This window comes from Pseudomonas sp. Pseusp15 (assembly GCF_059492165.1).
Genome location: NZ_CP168523.1, coordinates 6,167,245 through 6,186,037 on the forward strand (window position 1 = coordinate 6,167,245; position 18,793 = coordinate 6,186,037).

General features: G+C 61.2%; 17 protein-coding genes. 9 read left to right on the forward strand and 8 right to left on the reverse strand.

Translation table 11 applies throughout. The annotated features are described in order from the left end of the window. Nucleotides 1–7: 7 nt before the first annotated feature. Nucleotides 8–805, reverse strand: coding sequence for a hydroxymethylpyrimidine/phosphomethylpyrimidine kinase (locus ACEN8R_RS27940; RefSeq protein ID WP_019581334.1), 798 nt, complete (start codon nucleotides 803–805; stop codon nucleotides 8–10). Nucleotides 806–1,232: 427 nt separating this feature from the next. Here ACEN8R_RS27940 and ACEN8R_RS27945 point away from each other — a divergent pair, with 427 nt between their 5' ends. From ACEN8R_RS27945 to ACEN8R_RS27960, 4 genes are all read left to right on the forward strand, one after another. Beyond that, complete coding sequence (locus ACEN8R_RS27945) at nucleotides 1,233–3,614, forward strand: hybrid sensor histidine kinase/response regulator (protein ID WP_495624496.1); 2,382 nt, start codon at nucleotides 1,233–1,235, stop codon at nucleotides 3,612–3,614. A 73-nt stretch (nucleotides 3,615–3,687) separates the two neighbouring features. After that, complete coding sequence (locus tag ACEN8R_RS27950; protein WP_495624497.1) at nucleotides 3,688–5,337, forward strand: acyl-CoA dehydrogenase family protein; 1,650 nt, start codon at nucleotides 3,688–3,690, stop codon at nucleotides 5,335–5,337. A gap of 118 nt (nucleotides 5,338–5,455) precedes the next feature. Then, nucleotides 5,456–6,955 (forward strand): AMP nucleosidase, encoded by a 1,500-nt coding sequence (gene amn, locus ACEN8R_RS27955; protein WP_018925774.1) that lies wholly within the window; start codon nucleotides 5,456–5,458, stop codon nucleotides 6,953–6,955. Nucleotides 6,956–7,101: 146 nt separating this feature from the next. Next, entirely contained in the window at nucleotides 7,102–7,668 is a 567-nt protein-coding gene (locus tag ACEN8R_RS27960) for a pseudouridine synthase (protein WP_258614509.1), read from the forward strand. Here the strand turns inward: ACEN8R_RS27960 and ACEN8R_RS27965 are convergent. Both ACEN8R_RS27965 and ACEN8R_RS27970 read right to left on the reverse strand, forming a co-directional pair. Next, entirely contained in the window at nucleotides 7,663–7,872 is a 210-nt protein-coding gene (locus tag ACEN8R_RS27965; protein WP_007937369.1) for a DUF2788 domain-containing protein, read from the reverse strand. The two genes, ACEN8R_RS27960 and ACEN8R_RS27965, sit on opposite strands and share 6 nt — an antisense overlap. Before the next feature lie 226 nt (nucleotides 7,873–8,098). Then, complete coding sequence (locus tag ACEN8R_RS27970) at nucleotides 8,099–8,578, reverse strand: Lrp/AsnC family transcriptional regulator (protein WP_007937367.1); 480 nt, start codon at nucleotides 8,576–8,578, stop codon at nucleotides 8,099–8,101. A gap of 448 nt (nucleotides 8,579–9,026) precedes the next feature. Between ACEN8R_RS27970 and ACEN8R_RS27975 the strand changes: the two genes are divergently transcribed. After that, a complete protein-coding gene (locus ACEN8R_RS27975) occupies nucleotides 9,027–10,124 on the forward strand; it encodes a DUF6515 family protein (RefSeq protein WP_495624498.1) in 1,098 nt (365 codons plus the stop codon). Here the strand turns inward: ACEN8R_RS27975 and ACEN8R_RS27980 are convergent. Both ACEN8R_RS27980 and pmcY read right to left on the reverse strand, forming a co-directional pair. After that, a complete protein-coding gene (locus ACEN8R_RS27980; protein WP_018925777.1) occupies nucleotides 10,118–11,014 on the reverse strand; it encodes a cation diffusion facilitator family transporter in 897 nt (298 codons plus the stop codon). The genes ACEN8R_RS27975 and ACEN8R_RS27980 overlap by 7 nt on opposite strands. Nucleotides 11,015–11,043: 29 nt before the next feature. Then, nucleotides 11,044–11,463, reverse strand: coding sequence for a periplasmic Zn2+ metallochaperone PmcY (gene pmcY / locus ACEN8R_RS27985; protein ID WP_018925778.1), 420 nt, complete (start codon nucleotides 11,461–11,463; stop codon nucleotides 11,044–11,046). 97 nt (nucleotides 11,464–11,560) lie between these two features. Between pmcY and hrpB the strand changes: the two genes are divergently transcribed. Continuing rightward, the gene (hrpB, locus tag ACEN8R_RS27990; RefSeq protein ID WP_495624499.1) at nucleotides 11,561–14,077 is read left to right on the forward strand and encodes an ATP-dependent helicase HrpB; all 2,517 of its coding nucleotides are present in this window, start codon (nucleotides 11,561–11,563) and stop codon (nucleotides 14,075–14,077) included. 149 nt (nucleotides 14,078–14,226) lie between these two features. On the opposite strand, the gene ACEN8R_RS27995 is transcribed toward hrpB, so the two are convergent. Beyond that, the gene (locus ACEN8R_RS27995; protein ID WP_495624500.1) at nucleotides 14,227–15,306 is read right to left on the reverse strand and encodes an endonuclease/exonuclease/phosphatase family protein; all 1,080 of its coding nucleotides are present in this window, start codon (nucleotides 15,304–15,306) and stop codon (nucleotides 14,227–14,229) included. 74 nt (nucleotides 15,307–15,380) lie between these two features. Further along, nucleotides 15,381–16,055: a YciC family protein gene (locus ACEN8R_RS28000; protein WP_230173113.1), complete on the reverse strand. Its 675-nt coding sequence runs from the start codon at nucleotides 16,053–16,055 to the stop codon at nucleotides 15,381–15,383. Nucleotides 16,056–16,232: 177 nt separating this feature from the next. Here ACEN8R_RS28000 and ACEN8R_RS28005 point away from each other — a divergent pair, with 177 nt between their 5' ends. From ACEN8R_RS28005 to ACEN8R_RS28015, 3 genes are all read left to right on the forward strand, one after another. Next, the gene (locus ACEN8R_RS28005; RefSeq protein WP_230173115.1) at nucleotides 16,233–17,009 is read left to right on the forward strand and encodes a DUF2076 domain-containing protein; all 777 of its coding nucleotides are present in this window, start codon (nucleotides 16,233–16,235) and stop codon (nucleotides 17,007–17,009) included. A gap of 159 nt (nucleotides 17,010–17,168) precedes the next feature. Beyond that, entirely contained in the window at nucleotides 17,169–17,648 is a 480-nt protein-coding gene (locus ACEN8R_RS28010) for a LabA-like NYN domain-containing protein (RefSeq protein WP_018925783.1), read from the forward strand. Between the two features lie 22 nt (nucleotides 17,649–17,670). Next, entirely contained in the window at nucleotides 17,671–18,282 is a 612-nt protein-coding gene (locus ACEN8R_RS28015; protein WP_018925784.1) for a 3'-5' exonuclease, read from the forward strand. A gap of 19 nt (nucleotides 18,283–18,301) precedes the next feature. On the opposite strand, the gene ACEN8R_RS28020 is transcribed toward ACEN8R_RS28015, so the two are convergent. Further along, nucleotides 18,302–18,754 (reverse strand): Lrp/AsnC family transcriptional regulator, encoded by a 453-nt coding sequence (locus tag ACEN8R_RS28020; protein ID WP_096479505.1) that lies wholly within the window; start codon nucleotides 18,752–18,754, stop codon nucleotides 18,302–18,304. Between the last annotated feature and the right edge of the window lie 39 nt (nucleotides 18,755–18,793).

Genomic DNA, 18,793 nt, shown 5'->3' on the forward strand with positions numbered 1-18,793 from the left:
TCGAAAGTTACGAACAGAAATCCAGCGGCAGGCGGCGGGGCACGAACTGGCCTTTGCCCAGCTGTTCCGCATCTCGCAGGGTGCGCCAAGTGTAGTCAAGCGCGCTCTGTACGGCACTGGCGAGGTGTTCACCCTGGGCCAGGCGGCCGGCGAGGGCGCTGGCCAGCGTGCAACCGGAACCGTGATAACTGCCGGGCAGGCGCTGGCAGGTAAAGGTTTCGCGGCGACCGTCACGGCTGTACAGGCGGTTGTGGATTTCGTGTTCGTCGCCATGGCCGCCGGTGATCAGCAGGTGTTTGACGAATGGCAGGAGTTTTTCCGCGCACTCGTCGGCGGTGCCTTCGGGCAGTTCGGCGAGGATGCGGGCTTCGGGAAGGTTAGGAGTGGCGATGATCGACAGCGGCAGCAAGCGCTCGCGCATGGCGTAGCCGACTTCGTCCTTGCCCAGTCGTCCGCCACCGCCGGCACGCAGCACCGGGTCGCAGACCACTGGCAAATGCGGGTGCGCTGAAAGCAGTTCGACCACGGTGTCGACCATTTCCAGGGAACCGAGCATGCCCAGTTTGACGGCGGCGACTTCGGAGTCGTTGAGCACGGCATTGGCCTGGGCCAGTACCCACTCGCGATCGAGCACGCGGAAGTCAGTGACGTTGACCGTGTCTTGCACGGTCAGGGCGGTGACGGCCGGAGCCGCATGGCAACCCTGGGCAAGCAGGGCTTCGATATCTGCCTGCAAGCCGGCGCCACCACTAGGGTCGTGGCCGGAGAGACAGAGGACAACGGGGCGAGAGCTGTAGATATTCATGGTGCGCGAGCTTACCACCAAACATGTTTTTTCGGGTGTTGCGACGTCCAGTCCGGCCGATACATTGTGGCGAGGGGGCTTGCCCCCGTTGGGGTGCGAAGCGCCCCCTTTGCCTTCTGTCTGGAACACCGCATGGGCAGATTTACGACTGCTTCGCAGCCGAACGGGGGCAAGCCCCCTCGCCACAGGGTTCATCACCCACCGGGGCATTGTCACGACCTGATCAAGCCAACAGCTCTAGCTCAATACATAGCGCTGGAACGCCCGTGCTAGAGCCTTTTTAGGAAAAAATTCAATGGTGTTCAATGGCCACTAACGGCTATGCTAGAGTGGATCCAAACCAATAACAGGTAATACCGGTTTTACGTCTACTCAAAAGGAATGGGGGGCTTCCTGACAGAACCGGACAGGCCACGCTGGGGCTTAAATGCGCTATTTGTTGATGTTGCTGTTGTGCTTGCCCCTCCTGGCGAGCGCCGTCGAGTTCGACGAGTTCACCCAGAGCCTTCCCCTGGGCCGAACGATGCAGGTTTATGAAGACGCGGGCGGTCAAGCGACCATTGCCGATGTCCGTGCGCAAGCCGCGGCCGGGCATTTCAAACCCCACGATAAAGCCACCCTCAACGCCGGCTATTCGCGTTCGGCGTTCTGGTTGAAAATCGACCTGCAATACCGTCCGACCAATCCGTCGGCGCAACGGACCTGGCTGCTGGAACTGGCCTATCCGCCCCTCGATCACCTTGATCTGTACTTGCCCGATGCTGTCGGTGACTATCAATTGGCCCGACAGACGGGCGATGCGCTACCGTTCGCCACTCGCCAGATTCGTCAGAACAACTATCTGTTCGATCTGAGCTTTGCGCCCGGGCAGGCGCAAACCGTGTACCTGCGTCTGCAAAGCGAAGGCTCGATCCAGGCGCCCGTCACCTTGTGGTCGAGCACTGCTTACCTTGAAGAACAGCCGGTGCGGCTCTACGTGCTGGGGCTGATTTACGGCGTATTGCTGGGGATGCTGGTCTACAACCTGTTCATCTTCCTCAGCGTGCGCGACACCAGTTACCTCTATTACATCGTCTACATCGCCTCGTTCGGCTTGTATCAGCTGTCGGTGAACGGCGCGGCCGTGGAGTATTTCTGGCCGAACAATCCGTGGTGGGCCAACGCCGCCACGCCGTTTTTCATCGGCTGTTCGGGGTTGTTCGGCAGCCAGTTTGCCCGCAGCTTCCTGCGGACGGCCACCCACAGCCGCTGGCTGGACCGTGTGCTATTGGCGCTGATCGCGTTCAGCGGGCTGGTGGTCGGGTTGTCTTTGATGACCAGTTACGCCCTGGCCCTGCGTCTGGCGACGGCGTTGGCGCTGGTCTTTACCGTGGTGATTTTCGCTGCCGGGGTATTCGCCTGGTGGCGTGGCTTGAGGGTGGCGCGCTACTTCATCATTGCCTGGTCGGCGTTTTTGCTCGGTGGCGTCGTGAACACGATGATGGTGCTGGGGTATTTGCCCAACGTGTTCCTTACCATGTACGCCAGCCAGATCGGCTCGGCGATTGAAGTGGCGTTGCTGTCCCTGGCCCTGGCCGATCGTATCAACGCCATGCGCGAGCATCAGGCACAGACGTTGTTCGACGCCGGCCAGAAGCTTGAGGTGCTGAACCAGCGACTGGCTCACAGCAACAGGCTCAAGGACGAATTCCTCGCCACGTTGACCCATGAGCTGCGCACGCCCATGAACGGTGTGATCGGTTCGCTGGAGCTGATGCAGACCGTCGAGATGAACCCAGAGCTGGAGCAGTATCAGCAAACGGCGGCAGGTTCGGCGCGGGACATGATGCGCATGGTCAACGGCATCCTCACCCTGACCGAATTGCAGGCCGGCAAGCTCAAGGTCTATCCGGAGGCGTTCAGCTTGCGCAGTGTGGTCGAGTCTTTGCGCGGGCAGTTCGATGGCAATGCGTCGAGCAAGTCGCTGGACTTCAAGGTCGAGGTAACGCCCGGGTTGCCGGATCGTTTGTTCGGCGACAGCGGCAAGCTGGCGCAATGCCTGGAATGCTTGCTGGACAATGCAATCAAATTCACCCGAGTCGGTGGTCTGGCGCTGCGGGTGACGGGTAAACCGGCGGCGGAGCCCGGTCGGCTGGCGCTGTCTTTTGCGGTGATCGACACCGGCATCGGTTTTACCGATCTGGGGGAGGCGACGCTGTACCAGCGCTTCTTCCAGCTCGACGGCTCGATGACCCGTGAATATGGCGGTCTTGGCGTTGGCCTGGCGATCTGTCGGCAGTTGGTCGAATTACTCGGGGGGCGCCTGAGCCACCGTTCCGAACCAGGCCGTGGAAGCCGCTTCCAGCTGGACGTCGAATTCGAGCTGTCGGTGGTGGAGCCTGCTCCCTCGATCACCCGGCAGACCACCGGCCTGCGCTTGCCCCAGGAGTGCACGGTATTGCTGGTCGATGACAACAGCATCAATCAATTGGTGATGCGCGGCATGTTGCTCAAGCTTGGGTTCCGGGTACGCACCGCTGACAATGGCCTTGCTGCGCTCGATCAATTGCAGTGTGAAGCCGTTGACGCGGTATTGCTCGATTGCCAGTTGCCGCCAGTGGACAGCGCCTCCATCTGCAGTCGGATCCGCGCGTTGCCGGGTTGCGCCGACTTACCTGTGTTCATGATTGCCCTGAGTGCGGACCGATTGCACTGCCCGAGCGACACCGTGGTCGACTACCTGAACAAACCGGTGAAATTCGAGGACTTGCAGGCCGCGCTCTATCGACGGGTGCTCTGTTCTGGACAAGGCGAAAGCGCCGACATTTAGGCAGATATGCCACTTTGTTCAGCCTCGGGGCGGTGCTTAACTGAAGCCCTTGGCTGACCAAAGGAGCCCCGTCATGAACCTGCATCAGTTCGCCGAAACCCACGAAGTCACCAACCAGCCACCGTCGCTGGATGGCATCAACCTCTATCGCATCGACCTGCCTTTGCAGGAATGGTCGCGACGGTTCGATGCCGGTTGGGCCGAGTCGCGGATCGATGCTTACGGCGCATTGGCCGGCGGGCCGCTGATGGAGGCCGGGTTTGCGGCCAATCAAAACAAACCCGTGTTCGTCAGCCATGACCGTTACGGCCATCGCATCGACCTGGTGGAGTTTCACCCGGCTTATCACCAGTTGATGCGCACGGCGGTGGAGCGTGGCCTGACAGGGTTGCCCTGGACCGATCCGCAACCGGGCGCTCATGTGGCTCGCGCGTCCATGACGTATTTGCACAGTCAGGCAGAGGCCGGTAGCGGTTGCCCGTTGACCATGACTTTCGCCAGCGTCCCGGCGATGCGCCTGCAGCCGGATCTGGCCCGGCAATGGCTGCCGAAAATCCTCGCCACCGAGTACGACCCGCGCAATGTCGGCATGGCCCATAAGGCCGGAGTCACCATCGGCATGGCGATGACCGAGAAACAGGGCGGCACCGATGTGCGAGCCAACACCACCAAGGCGTTTCCGGTGGGGGGCGGTGGGCCGGGCCAGGCGTATGAACTGGTGGGCCACAAGTGGTTCTGCTCGGCGCCAATGTGTGACGCCTTCCTGACCCTGGCCCAGACCGACAAAGGGCTGACCTGTTTCCTGCTGCCGCGTCATCGTCCGGATGACACGCGCAATCAGTTCTACATACAGCGGCTGAAAAACAAACTCGGCAACTGGTCCAACGCCTCCAGCGAGGTGGAGTTCCGTGGCGCCCTGGCCTGGATGGTCGGCGAAGAGGGCCGGGGCGTTCCAACCATTATCGAAATGGTCGCCATGACCCGTTTCGATTGCATGGTCGGCTCCAGCGCGCTGATGCGCCAGGCCCTGACCCAGGCCAGCCATCACTGCGCCCACCGCAAGGTCGGTGGCAAGTTGCTCAGCGAACAACCCTTGATGCAAAACGTGCTGGCCGACCTGGCCCTGGAAAGCGAAGCCGCCCTGGCGTTGAGCCTGCGCATGGGGCGAGCGCTGGATCATCTGGATGACGACCACGAAGCGAAATTCGCTCGATTGGTGACGGCAGTGGGCAAGTACTGGATCTGCAAACGCGCGCCCGCGATGATCAACGAAGCGGCCGAATGCATGGGCGGCGCCGGTTACGTCGAAGAAAGCATCTTGCCGCGACTGTACCGTGAGGCACCGGTCAACTCGACGTGGGAAGGTTCCGGCAACGTGCAATGTCTCGACGTGTTGCGCGCGTTGTCGAAAGAACCGGGCGTGCTCGATGTGCTGTTCAACGAGTTGGGCGATGGCCATGGCGACAAACGCCTGGCCGCACACATCGGCCAGTTGCAGAAGGCGTTCAAGGACACCGACGACATTCAATACCGCGCCCGCCAGCTCACCGAAGACATCGCCTTGGGGCTTCAGGCCAGGCTGTTGCTGGAGGCGGGTAATGCGGCGGTCAGTGATGCGTTCATCGCCAGCCGCCTCGGTTCGGCCGGTCGGGTGTATGGAACGTTGCCACGTGGGCTGGATGTGGAAGCGATTGTGGCCCGCTCGACACCGCAGGGCTTCTGAAGGGCGAAAAGATCGCAGCCTTCGGCAGCCTCTTACAGGTGTACGACGACCCTCTGTAGGAGTTGCCGAAGGCTACGATCTTTTTTCACTGTTCCCGTGAAGCGATGATGCAGGCAAGATGAAGGTCTGCAAGTCAGAACACAGGAAGCTGATCGTGACCGAAGCGTTTATTGTCGTTCAAACCGCCGAGCAAGCCGTTGATCGGCTTGCTGTCTTGCACGAGCGTGCAACCACAGCGCTGAATCAAGCGCTCAAGCGTTATCTCAAGGATCGCGTCGAGCCGGACGCTGAACAGCGTGCCCTGTTTCGTTATCCCGAGTTGCGTCTGACCTACCTCTGCCAGGGCGAAGTCCCACAGACCACTCGCGCCTATGCCAAGGTTCAATTGCCGGGGACCTACAGCGTCACCGTCACTCATCCGGCAGCCTTTCGCAAATACCTGCTGGAGCAACTCGTTCCGTTGATGCACGACTTCACCGTGACCGTGGAAGTCGGCGTCAGCCAGCAAAACATTCCTTATCCGTATGTGGTCGAGCAGGGCGATGAACTGGCCGGCTCTGGCGTTACGGCGGCGGTACTGGCGCGGGTGTTCCCGAGTACGGATCTGTCGGCCGCCACCGATGGCATCGCTGATGGCTTGTACGATTGGGAAAACACCGACCCGCTGCCATTGGCCCTGTTCGATGCCGCGCGGGTGGACTTCTCCCTGCGCCGACTGGTGCACTACACCGGCAGCGACTGGCGGCATGTGCAGCCGTGGATTCTGCTGACCAACTACCACCGCTACGTCGACCAGTTCATCGTTCATGGCCTGGAACAATTGCGCAAAGACCCGCGTTTTGTGCGCATGGTGTTGCCGGGCAACGTGATCATCGAAAAGGGCATGGACCACGGCGAAGCCTCGGCGATTGCCGCTGGCGTGGTCTGGCATCGTTACCAGATGCCGGCCTATCACCTGATCGCCAGCGATGGCCATGGCGTGACCCTGGTGAACATCGGCGTCGGCCCGTCCAACGCCAAGAACATCACCGACCATTTGGCCGTGCTGCGTCCGCATTGCTGGCTGATGATCGGCCACTGCGGCGGCTTGCGTCAGTCGCAGACCATTGGCGATTACGTGCTGGCACACGCTTACATGCGTCGCGACGGGATTCTCGACCGGGTGGTGCCACCGAACATTCCGATTCCGGCCTTGGCCGAAGTGCAGTTGGCGTTGCAGCAAGCGGCGGCCAACATCACCGGTGAGAAGGGCGACGAACTGAAGAAACGCCTGCGTACCGGCACCGTGTTGACCTACGACGACCGTAACTGGGAGCTGCGCTGGGCGCAGGAGCGTCCGCTGATCAACCTGTCCCGCGCCGTGGCGGTGGACATGGAAAGCGGCACGATTGCGGCCCAGGGTTATCGCTTGCGGGTGCCCTATGGCACGTTGCTCTGTGTGTCGGATAAACCGCTGCACAGCGAAATCAAACTGCCGGGGTCGGCCAACGCGTTCTATGAGCGCGCGGTCAGCCAGCACTTGAAGATCGGCATCGAGGCGGTGGATCTGTTGCGCACCGAGCTCAACTCGCTGCACTCACGCAAACTGCGCAGCTTCGACGAGCCGCCGTTCCGCTGATTGTTCTCATGGTCATTTGACGGTTGGGGCACTAGCATTAGCAGCCCTGACCGTTAGATGTTCTTCTCGCCATGTCCCGTCCTCAACGTCCCGTTTCCCGCCGCCCTGGCGTGAAGCCTGTGTCATCTTCTTCCGCCCCGCGCCGTATCGCCAAAGCGCCCCCGGCCGAGCCGAAGCTGATTCTGTTCAACAAACCTTTCGATGTGCTGACGCAATTCAGCGACGGCGAAGGGCGGGCGACGCTCAAGGACTTTATCGAGATTCCGGGGATTTACCCGGCAGGACGGCTGGACCGCGACAGCGAAGGCTTGCTGCTGCTGACCAACGACGGCCAGCTGCAGGCGCGGATTGCCGACCCGAAACACAAACTGGCCAAGACTTACTGGGTGCAAGTGGAAGGCGAGCCAACCGCCGAGCAGTTGCAGCGTTTGCGCGAGGGCGTCGAGCTGAACGACGGTATGACCTTGCCCGCCGAGGCGCGGCAGCTTGAAGAACCTGAGCTGTGGCCGCGCAACCCGCCTGTGCGTTTTCGCAAAAGCGTGCCCACCAGTTGGCTGGAGTTGGTGATTCGCGAGGGGCGCAACCGTCAGGTGCGGCGCATGACTGCGGCGGTCGGCTTGCCGACGTTGCGCCTGGTGCGGGTCAAAATCGGTGACTGGTCGATCGAAGGGCTCGATCAGGGACAGTGGAAGGAAGTGCCGGCGCGTTTATAGCGTGCCGGATTCGATCAGGCCGATGACCACGCTTTTGATCACGAATGCGGCCACACCCAACCCCAGCACAAAGAACAGAATGAACGAGCCGAAGCGTCCGGCTTTGGATTTTTTTGCCAGATCCCAGACGATGAAACCCATGAAAATGATCAGGATGCTGACCAGGCCAGTCATCATCCACTCTTCAAAAACTGCAGGATCCATTGAACATCTCCAGCGCGGGCGGGGCTAAAAAGGCGGGAGGAGTATACGCCAAGGGGGATTGGCGGGGTATTGACCTGCGTCGGATTGTGGCGAGGGAGCTTGCTCCCGCTGGGGCGCGAAGCGGCCCCAAAATCAGCGACCGGGTTTAATCTGGCACACTGCGTTCACTGGTTTTGCGACTGCTTCGCAGCCGAACGGGAGCAAGCTCCCTCGCCACAAAGCATTCTCAGCTGCGCAAATGAGTTAAAGGCAACTCCGTGCTATTGAGCACCTGGTTCAACACAAAACTCGACCGTACACTCGTCACCCCTTCAATCCGGGTCAGATGCCCCAGCAGCAGCTTTTGATAGTGATCCATGTCCGGCACCACCACCTTGAGCTGATAATCCGCGTCCATCCCGGTCACCAGGCTGCATTCCAGCACTTGCGGTAATGTGCGAATGGCGGCTTCGAAGTTCTCGAAACGCTCGGGTGTATGGCGGTCCATGCCGATCAGCACGTAGGCGGTCAGGCTCAGGCCGAGCATCTTGCGGTCCAGCAAGGCGACCTGGCGGGAGATGTAGCCGTCGTCTTCCAGTTGCTTGACCCGCCGCGAGCAAGGCGAAGGCGACAGGCCGATGCGTTCGGCCAGCTCCTGATTGGAGATGCGCGCGTCGCGCTGTAATTCCGCCAAAATACTCAGGTCGTATCGGTCGAGTTTGCTCATCAATCAGGCCTTTGTCATAACTATTGCGGCAGATTATCTATCCTGAGTTAAAAATTGCGCAAGTGATGTTTATTTGAGCAATCTTCGCAATCCTCTGTCGGTGCTCCGGGCCTATTCTTATCACCAGAATCACTGCTCGGACAAACAGTCCAGTGCGGCTCGCCCAATCAGGCCAGCTGCGGTCGCCACCCCCACCGGGGATGCGTCGGCCCCCGAGCTACACACTGTCCAGAAGACGGCGTGAGGTGAGCCGACGTCATAAGCGTCGAGCACGGACGAAGTTCTCAAAGGGAGGCCGACGGGTCTCCCTTTTTTCTTGCCCGCAATTTGGCATGCCCTTAATAAAAAGCCGCTCAATAAAAAAGTTACGTGACTGATAACCTGTTGCAGAACCGGCCTGCGCTTTCCCAGTCTTACGTACAGGCCCTAACCCGCCGTGAGGAAAAGCATGAAATCGCGCATCTGGCGTTTGGCCGGTGTTGGTTTGCTGTGTGTGAGTGTCACTGCACAATCGCTTGCCGATGAACCACAGAACCGCGGCCCCGATGGCGGGCAGCGTGGGCCTGATCATCGGGGCAATGAACAGGGCCAGGGCCATGGCGGCAGCAATCAGCCACGCCCGCAGAACACCGAAATCATTCGTGGCGACAACAGCCGCCAATTCGAACGCCACGACCAGAATCAGGGCGGCCAGTGGCAGAACCGGGCGCCGCACGAGTCCAACAATCAGGGCGGCCAGTGGCAGAACCGTACGCCGCACGACTCCAGCGTTCAGGGTGGCCAGTGGCAGAACCGTCCGCTACACGATCCAAACGTTCAGGAGCGAGCGCCGCAACAACCGAGTAATAATCTGCCAATCCAGAGTCGGCCCGATACCGTGCGCCAGACCCAGGAACCGCGGCGTGGCTACTATCAGGACGAACCGTGGCGTAACAATCACAACCAGCCATGGCAGACCGGGGGGCGGGAGCCGCGTCACGATGACCGTCGCTGGCCCGGTCGTCCGGAGGGGCACGGCACAGGCTGGGGCCCCGGCCCGCAGTATCGTCCTGGGTACGTGATCGACCGCTTCCCGGAGGAGCGTCACTTCCGCGTGCCGTATCGTGGCCAGGATTATTTCTATTCCGGTGGCTACTGGTATCGCCCGCAAGGCCCGCGTTATGTGGTGGTTCAGCCGCCTCGCGGGATTCGCGTCAGCTACTTGCCCGATTACGCCCGTGAAGTGTGGATCGGCGGCACGCTGTTGTTCCTGGCGGCCGGCGCATATTACGCCTATCAGGAGAGCACTCAGGATTACGTCGTGGTCGACCCTCCTGTGCAGCCGCCACCGGTGAGCAATGGTTATGACGTGGTGGCGTATCCGGCCAACGGCCAGTCGCCGGAGGAAGTCAGCCGGGACGCTTATGAATGTTATCGCTGGGCCGTGCAACAGAGCGGTTTCGATCCACGTACTGCCACCTACCGACCGGATCCGTCGGTGGTGCAAGTTTACCGACAGGCCCAGGGCAACTGCCTGAGCAGTCGCGGTTATCAGGTGAGTTACTGAGCCTTGGCGGTCTTTACCACTTCCTGCGGGTCGGCGTGCACCAGCACTTCGGCTCGCGGGTAGACGGCATGAATCGCATCGGCGGCTTGATCGCTGATGCCGTGGGCGACTGACAGGGTCAAGTCCCCCGGCAATTCCAGATGCAATTGCACGAACCACTGGTTGCCGGAAATCCGCGTGCGCAAGTCGTGGGCACCCAGAACGCCGGGTACGCTGCAGGCCAGTTCGAGCATGTGCTGGCTGACATCGGTCGGCAATTCTTCATCCATCAGCACTGCAAAACTATCCCGGGCGATTTGAATCGCGCTCCAGAGGATGTAAGCAGCGATCCCCAGGCCGAACCACGGGTCGACTTGCTGCCAGCCAAACCCTGCCAGCACCAGCGCTACGAGAATACCGCCGTTGAGCAGCAGGTCCGAGCGGTAATGCAAGGAGTCGGCGCTCACCGCGTTGGAGCCGGTAGCCTTGATTACCCGGTGCTGCAACATCAGCAGGGCCACGGTCAGGACGAGGGAGAACACAATCACCCCGATACTGAGCCACGCTGCGCCTATCGGTTCCGGATGTTTCAACCGTTCGATCGCCTGCAGGGAAATCAGCACGGCACTGCCACCAATGAACAGCGCCTGAGCCATGCCCGCCAGTGATTCGGCCTTGCCGTGCCCATATCGATGATCATCGTCGGCCGGGCGCAAGGCGTAATGCACGGCCATCAGGTTGAGCAGCGAGCTAATGCCGTCGAGTGCCGAGTCGGTTAACCCGGCGAGCATGCTCACCGAGCCGCTCAGCCACCAGGCGATGGCTTTGGCGATGATCAATATGCACGCGACCGCCACCGAGGCGCGCGTCGCCAGCCGCAGCAGGCGGGCGTGGTCGGTAGGGGTCGTCATCAGTGCTGTGGTTCCTTCAAATGCACGAATTATGCAGCCGGTTGCAGGCCGAACATAGCCAGTTGCTGGGCGCTGCCCTTGTGCTGGATCAGACGCGGATCGTCCAGCGGGAAGCTGCGGCCCAGTTCACTTTCGAGAATAGTCTGCAACTTGTGGTTATCGACCTTGCCGTCGGCGCCGATGGCTTCCTTGAGTTTTTCCGGCGCCACCTGGGCGGTCCGGCCGGGCTCGAAGTAAATGGCACCCGTGGTGAAGTCCACTGCAAAGGCGATCAGGCCGGGGATGATATAGAACAGCAGGCCCACTGCATCCAGCGCGGCAATGGCCGGGTCAATCTTGCCGTCAATCTGGCCGCGACGATCCGGGTAGAAAATCGAACCGCAGGCGGTCATTTGGGTCAGCAAGGACGCGATCAATACACCGCCGATCAAGCGAAAGGGAGCACGCATTTGAAATCTCCTGGGTTATCTGGAAACGAAGCATCGTCGATATGAATTAGGACCGCGCTGAACGCCGTTATACTCGGCCCTCTGTTTGGGAGCCAGCATGATTTCTTTGCCAATTGATGAAGTTTTACCCGCCCTGCGTGAAGCCCTCGCTACACGCCACGAAGCCGTGCTCGAAGCACCGCCCGGTGCCGGTAAAACCACCCGGGTGCCGTTGGCCTTGCTCGATGAGCCGTGGCTGGCCGGGCAGACCATTCTAATGCTCGAACCGCGCCGGTTGGCAGCGCGGGCGGCGGCGGAGCGCTTGGCCAGTGAATTGGGCGAGAAGGTCGGCGAAACCGTGGGTTATCGCATTCGTCTTGACAGCAAGGTCGGCCCCAATACCCGCATCGAAGTGGTCACCGAAGGCATCCTCACCCGGCGCCTGCAGGATGACCCGGCGCTGGAAGGCGTTGGGTTGCTGATTTTCGATGAATTCCACGAGCGCAGCCTCGATGCCGACCTGGCGCTGGCCCTGAGCCTGAATGGCCGGGAGCTGTTCCGCGACGATCAACCGCTGAAAATCCTCTTGATGTCGGCAACCCTGGAAGGCGAACGCCTGGCCGGGTTGCTGGATGACGCGCCAATCCTGCGCAGCGAAGGTCGCATGTACCCGGTGGCGATGCGCTGGGGCCGGCCGTTTCAGCCCGGTGAGTTCATCGAGCCAAAGGTGGTGCAGACCATCCTCGACGCGCTGAACGATGAAACCGGCAGCCTGCTGGTGTTCCTGCCGGGGCAGGCGGAGATTCGGCGGGTGCATCAACAATTGGCCGATGCCTTGGGCGAGGGCGCGCCGGTGTTGCTGTGCCCGCTGCACGGCGAACTGGACCTGGCGGCGCAGCGGGCGGCGATTGACCCGGCGCCTGCGGGCAAGCGCAAAGTGGTGCTGGCCACCAACATCGCCGAAACCAGCCTGACCATCAATGGCGTGCGCGTGGTGATCGATGCCGGGTTGGCGCGCGTGCCGCGTTTCGACCCCGGCAGCGGCATGACTCGCCTGGATACCCAACGGATCTCCAAAGCCAGTGCAACGCAGCGTGCAGGCCGGGCCGGGCGTTTGGAGCCCGGTGTGTGTTATCGCTTGTGGTCGCAGGATCAGCACGAGCAACTGGCGGCTTACGCCAGTGCGGAAATACTCTCGGCGGACCTTGCCGGGCTGGCCTTGCAACTCGGTCGTTGGGGCGTGACGCCGGGGCAGTTGGTTTGGCTCGATGTGCCTCCGGCAGCGGCTTATGCACAGGCCCAGGATCTGCTTGAGCGTTTGGGTGCGCTGGAGGGAGAAGCGCTGACCCGTCATGGTCAGGCCATGGCCGAACTGCCGGCCCATCCACGGATCGCCCATTTGCTGTTGCGTGGCCAGGCGCTCGGTTTGGCCGACATGGCCTGTGATGTCGCGGCACTGCTTGGTGAGCGCGATATCTTGCGTGGTGCTGGCGCGGACCTGCACAGCCGACTGGTGCTGTTATCCGGTGAAGAGCGGGCCGCTCGCGGTGCGCAGGGCGGTGTTCAACGAGCTCGGCAACTGGCGCGACAGTATCGCGGTTATTTGCGCGGCAAAGCGTCGGAGCCGGTCAGCGACCCCGAACATCCGCGTTGGCTCGGTGCGTTGCTGGCATTGGCTTATCCCGACCGGGTCGCCCAACAGCGGCGGGCCGGTGGCGCTGAATATCGCCTGGCCAACGGTCGTGCGGCGTTGTTTGCCGAGGCGGACAGCCTGATGAAGCAACCGTGGCTGGTGATCGCCGATCTGGGCAGTCGTCAGGGCCAGCGTGAAGAACGGATTTATCTGGCGACGGATTTTGATCCGGCGCTGTTCGACTCCGTGCTGGCCGAACAGGTGCGGTGCGTCGATCAACTGGATTGGGATGAGCGCGAAGGTGTGCTGCGGGCCGAGCGTCAGCGCAAGGTCGGCGAGTTGATCCTCAGCCGCGAACCGCTGACCGGGCTCGATGAAAGTGCTCGCAGTCAGGCGTTGGTGAATCTGGTGCGGCGCAAAGGTCTGGAGCTGTTGCCCTGGACGCCAGAGCTGCGTCAGTGGCAGGCGCGGGTGGCGTTGTTGCGGCAGTTGGATCTCGCGGGTAAAGGCGAGAGCGAATGGCCGGATGTCAGCGACGCAACATTGCTCAAAAGCCTCGAACACTGGCTGATGCCCTATCTGGGGAAAGTCTCGCGGCTCAGTCACTTCGCCAATCTGGACCTGTCGAGCATCGTTCACAACTTGCTGCCGTGGCCGTTGCCGCAACGGTTGGATGAGCTGGCGCCGCATCATTTGAGCGTGCCGTCGGGCTCATCGATTCGTCTGGATTACAGCGAGCAGCCGCCGATTCTGGCGGTGCGGTTGCAGGAGTTGTTCGGCTTGGCCGAGACTCCGCGGATTGCCGGCGGCCGGCAAGTGGTGAAACTGCATCTGTTGTCCCCGGCGCGGCGGCCAGTGCAGGTGACGCAGGACCTGGCGAACTTCTGGCGCAGCACCTATGCCGAGGTGAAGAAGGATTTGAAGGGGCGGTATCCGAAGCACTACTGGCCGGATGATCCGCTGGTGGCCGAGGCGACGGCGCGGGTTAAGCCTCGTAAGTAGGGCACGGATTTTTGTGGCGAGGGAGCTTGCTCCCGTTGGGCTGCAAAGCAGCCCCAAATTCTGTCACATCATTTTTCAGGTGCGTGGTGTCAATCGGTTTACGACTGCTGCGCAGTCGAGCGGGAGCAAGCTCCCTCGCCACAGGTGTTTTATGGCGCGGCCGGCAACAGAAACCGCGCAATCACCGGCAAATGATCGGAAATGCGCAACGTATCGTCCTGCCGCACCCGCGCTTCGACCCGTTTGATGCGCGGGCTGTAAAACAGGTAGTCGACGGTCCGGTCCGGCCCGTTCAAGCCGGGATCATTCGGGTAATGGGTCAACCATTGCGCCCGGTCGATACCGCTGGCTTCGTTGTTGGTGGGGATCATCGGGTATTTGTCCCACAGCACATGCAGCGCGCTGTCGGCAGAGTAGGGCGTGCGTTGCTCGGCAGGCAGGCGTTGATACTGGCCCAGCGGCAACAGGTTGAAATCTCCACCGATCAACCACGGCGTGCCTTGGCTTTCGAACTTGTCGAGCACCTTGGCCACGGCGGTCACCTGGGATTGCAAGGTATCGTCGAGCTGGCTGGTGCGGTCCAGATGGGTGTTGAGCACGGCCATCTGGCCACCGTCGTTCAATGCCAGGTACGTGACCAGCAAGGCGTCTTTCGGCTTGAACTGACGGCTGATGACATTGGCCGGCGCGACCGGCAATTGCAGGCGTTCGGCGTGTTCGATCCGGTAGCGGCTCAGGGTCGCCAATTGCCGGCCAACGCTGCCGAAGATGTGGGGTTCAGGTACGAAGTCGGCTTTCCAGTCGAAGGCCTGAGTGGTGCACGGATACAGGTCGGTGACCCGATCCTCAAGTAATTTGAACTGGTTCTGGTAGTCGCTGGCCTTGGCGCCGTCATCGAGTTCCTGCAACAGCACGATGTCCGGTTGCTCGTCGCGAATCACCCGCGCCACTTCGTCGAGGCTGAAGGCCATGTCTTCAGGTGTAGGGGATTCGTCGTCTCCTGCGGCCAGGTCGTTCCAGAACACGTAGCGCTTGCCGGCCAGATACTGGACGTTCCAGGTCATCACCTTCAACGCCTGACCGGGCACCAGCGTCGGCGCCTGGGCGTTGCAACTGACCGGCAGCGCTTCCTTGGCGTCGGGGCGCCAGGTCAGGCTGTAGATCAGCAATGCAATCAGGCTGATGGCGATCAGCAGGCCCAGCAGGGTGTAGCGCAGTAGACGGGGCATGGCTCGGCTTATCGCGTTACAAAGATGACCCCGAGCATAACCGAGAGCCGCGCCAAAGCCCAAGGGTAGAGCGGTCAGAGCCGCTCATCAGATTTCTCGGGCGCATCGGCGATCAGCATGAACAAGCGGAACAGCACCACGCTGGTGAACAGCTGCAGGAAGCTGTGGGCGCTGTCGATCAGCAGCGAGATCACCGGGTTCTGCGGGTCAGGGTAAACCGCCAGCGTCGCTCCCTTGAGCACCCACAGCGGGCCCATCACGCACAGAATGCACACCAGGATGCGGATGAAATGCCCGCGGGTCAGGCGCAGGCTTTCCTTCATCGCCGCCAGCGGTGCCAAGCCGCGCAGCACCAACAGGTACTCGCCGAACGCCAGCGTCACCATCAGCCAGATGCCCGGCAGGAAATACAGCGACAGGCCGATCAGGATCAGCAACGTATTGAGGGCGGTCAGCACGGCGAAGCGCGGCCACAGGGACGCAGCGGCTGCCAACAGGTCGCGGGTACGCGGTGATTCGCCTCGGCTGCGGGCATCGAGGAACAGGATCAGCGCTGCGGTGTACAGCGGATACACCAGCAAGCCGACAATCACACTGATGCCGGCAAAACTGTCCGGCCCGGTGGAGCGGTCGACCACTTGTTGCAGCAGCGCCTCGACAATCACCAGCGGCAGGCATAGCTGCACAATCTGGCCCAGGTTGCGCTTGAAGAAATACAGAGAGTCACGCAGTACATCGAACGAATTCATCAGTCGGTATCGCAGGTTGAAAGCAGTGCCTCACTTTAACCGATCAACCCCTTCGGGGCGCAAACGTAAACGTTCGGTAAAGGTCATTGAAACATCCTGTATCAGCCCCATTACTGGTGAGCACCTTATCCACTGTGGGTGAGGGCAATGATATTCCCGGCAATCTACGAGGTCGCCATGAACAGCGAAGAACAAACCCTGATCGATGGACTGTTTTCCCGGCTGCAACAGGCCGAAACGGACTCAGCCCCGCGCGACGCCCAGGCCGAGGCGCGGATCAAGGAACACCTGACTCGCCAACCAGCGGCGGGCTATTTCATGACCCAGGCGATTCTGGTGCAAGAGGCAGCCATCAAGAGCCTCGACGAACAGAACAAGCAACTCACCCAGCAAGTGCAGCAATTGCAGGCCGAACTGCAACAGGCCAAGGCCCAGACAGCGGCACCGGCACCGAGCAGCGGCGGCTTTTTGTCGAGCATCTTCGGCGGCGCTTCCCGTGATCCGCAGCCTGCGCCGACTCAAAGCGCAACCCCCTCGAATGGCGGCTGGCGTGAACCAGGACGGCCGTCGTTCAACTCGCAGCCGCAGCAAAACTTCGGTGCACCGCCTGCTCAGCAGAACTTCGGAGCGCCACCTCAACAGAATTACGCACCGCAACAGCCTGTCGGCAGCGGTTTCCTCGGCGGTGCATTGAAAACGGCAGCGGGCGTGGCTGGTGGCGTGATGCTGGCGCAAGGCATCAGCAGCCTGTTCCATCACAATCAGCAGCCGGAAGTGGTTGAAGTCATCAAGGAAGAACCGGCCAAGGTCAACGATCAGAGCGATAGCAGCGGTTGGGGCGACGATCAGCGCGTGGCTGACAACTCCAGCGATCAGGGCGGTTTCACCGACGCGAATTACGACGATGACGGTTCATCGTTCTTCGGTGGCGATGACGACGACTCCTTCATCTGACCTGCCATTCGTCCCGCGCGCCAAGGCGCGCCGGGCCGATTGTTCGCGGAACAATCCTTCAGGCTGGCATACTGGGCGACTTTTCGGGCCTGGAGCCTGATCCTGCCCGCGCGCCAACGCGCCACGACCCCGCGCGCCAACGCGCTGAGAGGATGTACGGTGAAAAAAATCGCAGTGTTCGCCGATGTCCAGAACCTCTACTACACCGTGCGTCAGGCCTATGGTTGTCACTTCAACTACGCCGCTTTGTGGGCTGACGTCAGCAAACAGGGGCAGATCGTCGAGGCCTATGCCTATGCGATCGATCGTGGCGACAGCAAACAGCAGCAGTTCCAGCAGATCCTGCGCAACCTTGGCTTCGTCGTGAAGCTCAAGCCCTACATCCAGCGCAGCGACGGTTCGGCCAAAGGCGACTGGGACGTGGGCATCACCCTCGACATCATGGACGCCGCCGACCATGTCGACGAAGTGGTGCTGGCCTCCGGCGACGGTGATTTCGACATGCTGCTGGAGCGCATCATCGCCAAGCACGGCGTGCAGGCGGTGGCCTACGGCGTGCCGGGCCTGACGGCCAACTCGCTGATCCGCGCCGCCAGTCGTTACGTACCGATCGAAGGCGCGTTGCTGCTCAAGAATTGATTTTTACGGAGTTGAAACAGGTTTGGAACGCATAGCAGTCATCGACTTTGAAACCACCGGGATCTCCCCGAGCAGCAGCTGCCGGGCCACGGAAATTGCCGTGGTGATTCTTGAACAGGGGCGCATCGTCGAGCGTTACCAAAGTCTGATGAATGCCGGCGTGCGGGTGCCGGCGTTCATCGAACAACTGACCGGCATCAGCAACGCCATGCTGCGCACTGCGCCTTCGGCCGAGCAGGTGATGAACGAGGTCAACGAATTCGTCGGCATCACGCCGCTGCTGGCGCACAACGCTGCGTTCGACCAGAAGTTCTGGGACTACGAGCTTGGGCGAATCAAACGTACACGTCTGCAGAACTTTGCCTGCTCGCTGTTACTCGCCCGCCGCCTGATGCCCGCCGCGCCGAACCACAAACTCGGCACCCTCACCACCTTCGCCAGTCTGCCCAATACCGGCAAGGCTCACCGGGCCATGGCCGATGCGGAAATGGCCGCCAACCTGACGGCGCATCTGGCGCAAGAGCTGCGGCAAAAGCATGGATTGCGCGAGTTGTCCCATGATCTGTTGTGCAGCCTGCAGAAAGTACCGGCGGCGAAGATCAATGAGCATTTGAAGCGGTATCGCGGGTTCTGACAGAAGCACCCCTGGAGAACTATTTGCCATTCCCCTCCAGCTGCCCCAACGGCACGCGTTTTTCGATGGCGCTCGATAACACAATCGAGGTCTTGCTGAACCCGAACGTGGCGATCCGGTTGATCAACTCTTCCAGCTCCGGCATCGAGCCCACCGCCGCTTGCATGATCACGCAGGGGTCGCCGGTGACGCGATGGCATTCGGTGAGCTGTGGGATTTTGATCAGTTCGTCGTAGGTTTTCTGATTACCGTGCTGGTTCAGGCGCAGTTCGATGACGCACTGGATCGGCAGGCCGATTTTGGACAGGTCGACTTTCGCCTGGTAACCAGTGATCACCCCGCAGGCTTCAAGTTTGGCAACGCGTTCGGCCACCGCGGGAGCGGACAGGTTCACCTTGCGCGCCAGATCGGCGTAGGACGCACGACCGTTTTCCAGCAGGGCGCTGAGGAGCATGCGGTCGTATTTGTCCATCGTGGCCTACCTGAAAATGACTGACTTTCGAAAGCACGG

Excerpts from the sequence above, each read along its gene's own strand:
- ACEN8R_RS27940 (WP_019581334.1), bottom strand. The coding sequence starts at position 805 with ATGAATATCTACAGCTCTCGCCCCGTTGTCCTCTGTCTCTCCGGCCAC.
- ACEN8R_RS27945 (WP_495624496.1), top strand. The coding sequence starts at position 1,233 with ATGCGCTATTTGTTGATGTTGCTGTTGTGCTTGCCCCTCCTGGCGAGC.
- ACEN8R_RS27950 (WP_495624497.1), top strand. The coding sequence starts at position 3,688 with ATGAACCTGCATCAGTTCGCCGAAACCCACGAAGTCACCAACCAGCCA.
- amn (WP_018925774.1), top strand. The coding sequence starts at position 5,456 with ATGAAGGTCTGCAAGTCAGAACACAGGAAGCTGATCGTGACCGAAGCG.
- ACEN8R_RS27965 (WP_007937369.1), bottom strand. The coding sequence starts at position 7,872 with ATGGATCCTGCAGTTTTTGAAGAGTGGATGATGACTGGCCTGGTCAGC.
- ACEN8R_RS27970 (WP_007937367.1), bottom strand. The coding sequence starts at position 8,578 with ATGAGCAAACTCGACCGATACGACCTGAGTATTTTGGCGGAATTACAG.
- ACEN8R_RS27975 (WP_495624498.1), top strand. The coding sequence starts at position 9,027 with ATGAAATCGCGCATCTGGCGTTTGGCCGGTGTTGGTTTGCTGTGTGTG.
- ACEN8R_RS27980 (WP_018925777.1), bottom strand. The coding sequence starts at position 11,014 with ATGACGACCCCTACCGACCACGCCCGCCTGCTGCGGCTGGCGACGCGC.
- pmcY (WP_018925778.1), bottom strand. The coding sequence starts at position 11,463 with ATGCGTGCTCCCTTTCGCTTGATCGGCGGTGTATTGATCGCGTCCTTG.
- hrpB (WP_495624499.1), top strand. The coding sequence starts at position 11,561 with ATGATTTCTTTGCCAATTGATGAAGTTTTACCCGCCCTGCGTGAAGCC.
- ACEN8R_RS27995 (WP_495624500.1), bottom strand. The coding sequence starts at position 15,306 with ATGCCCCGTCTACTGCGCTACACCCTGCTGGGCCTGCTGATCGCCATC.
- ACEN8R_RS28000 (WP_230173113.1), bottom strand. The coding sequence starts at position 16,055 with ATGAATTCGTTCGATGTACTGCGTGACTCTCTGTATTTCTTCAAGCGC.
- ACEN8R_RS28005 (WP_230173115.1), top strand. The coding sequence starts at position 16,233 with ATGAACAGCGAAGAACAAACCCTGATCGATGGACTGTTTTCCCGGCTG.
- ACEN8R_RS28020 (WP_096479505.1), bottom strand. The coding sequence starts at position 18,754 with ATGGACAAATACGACCGCATGCTCCTCAGCGCCCTGCTGGAAAACGGT.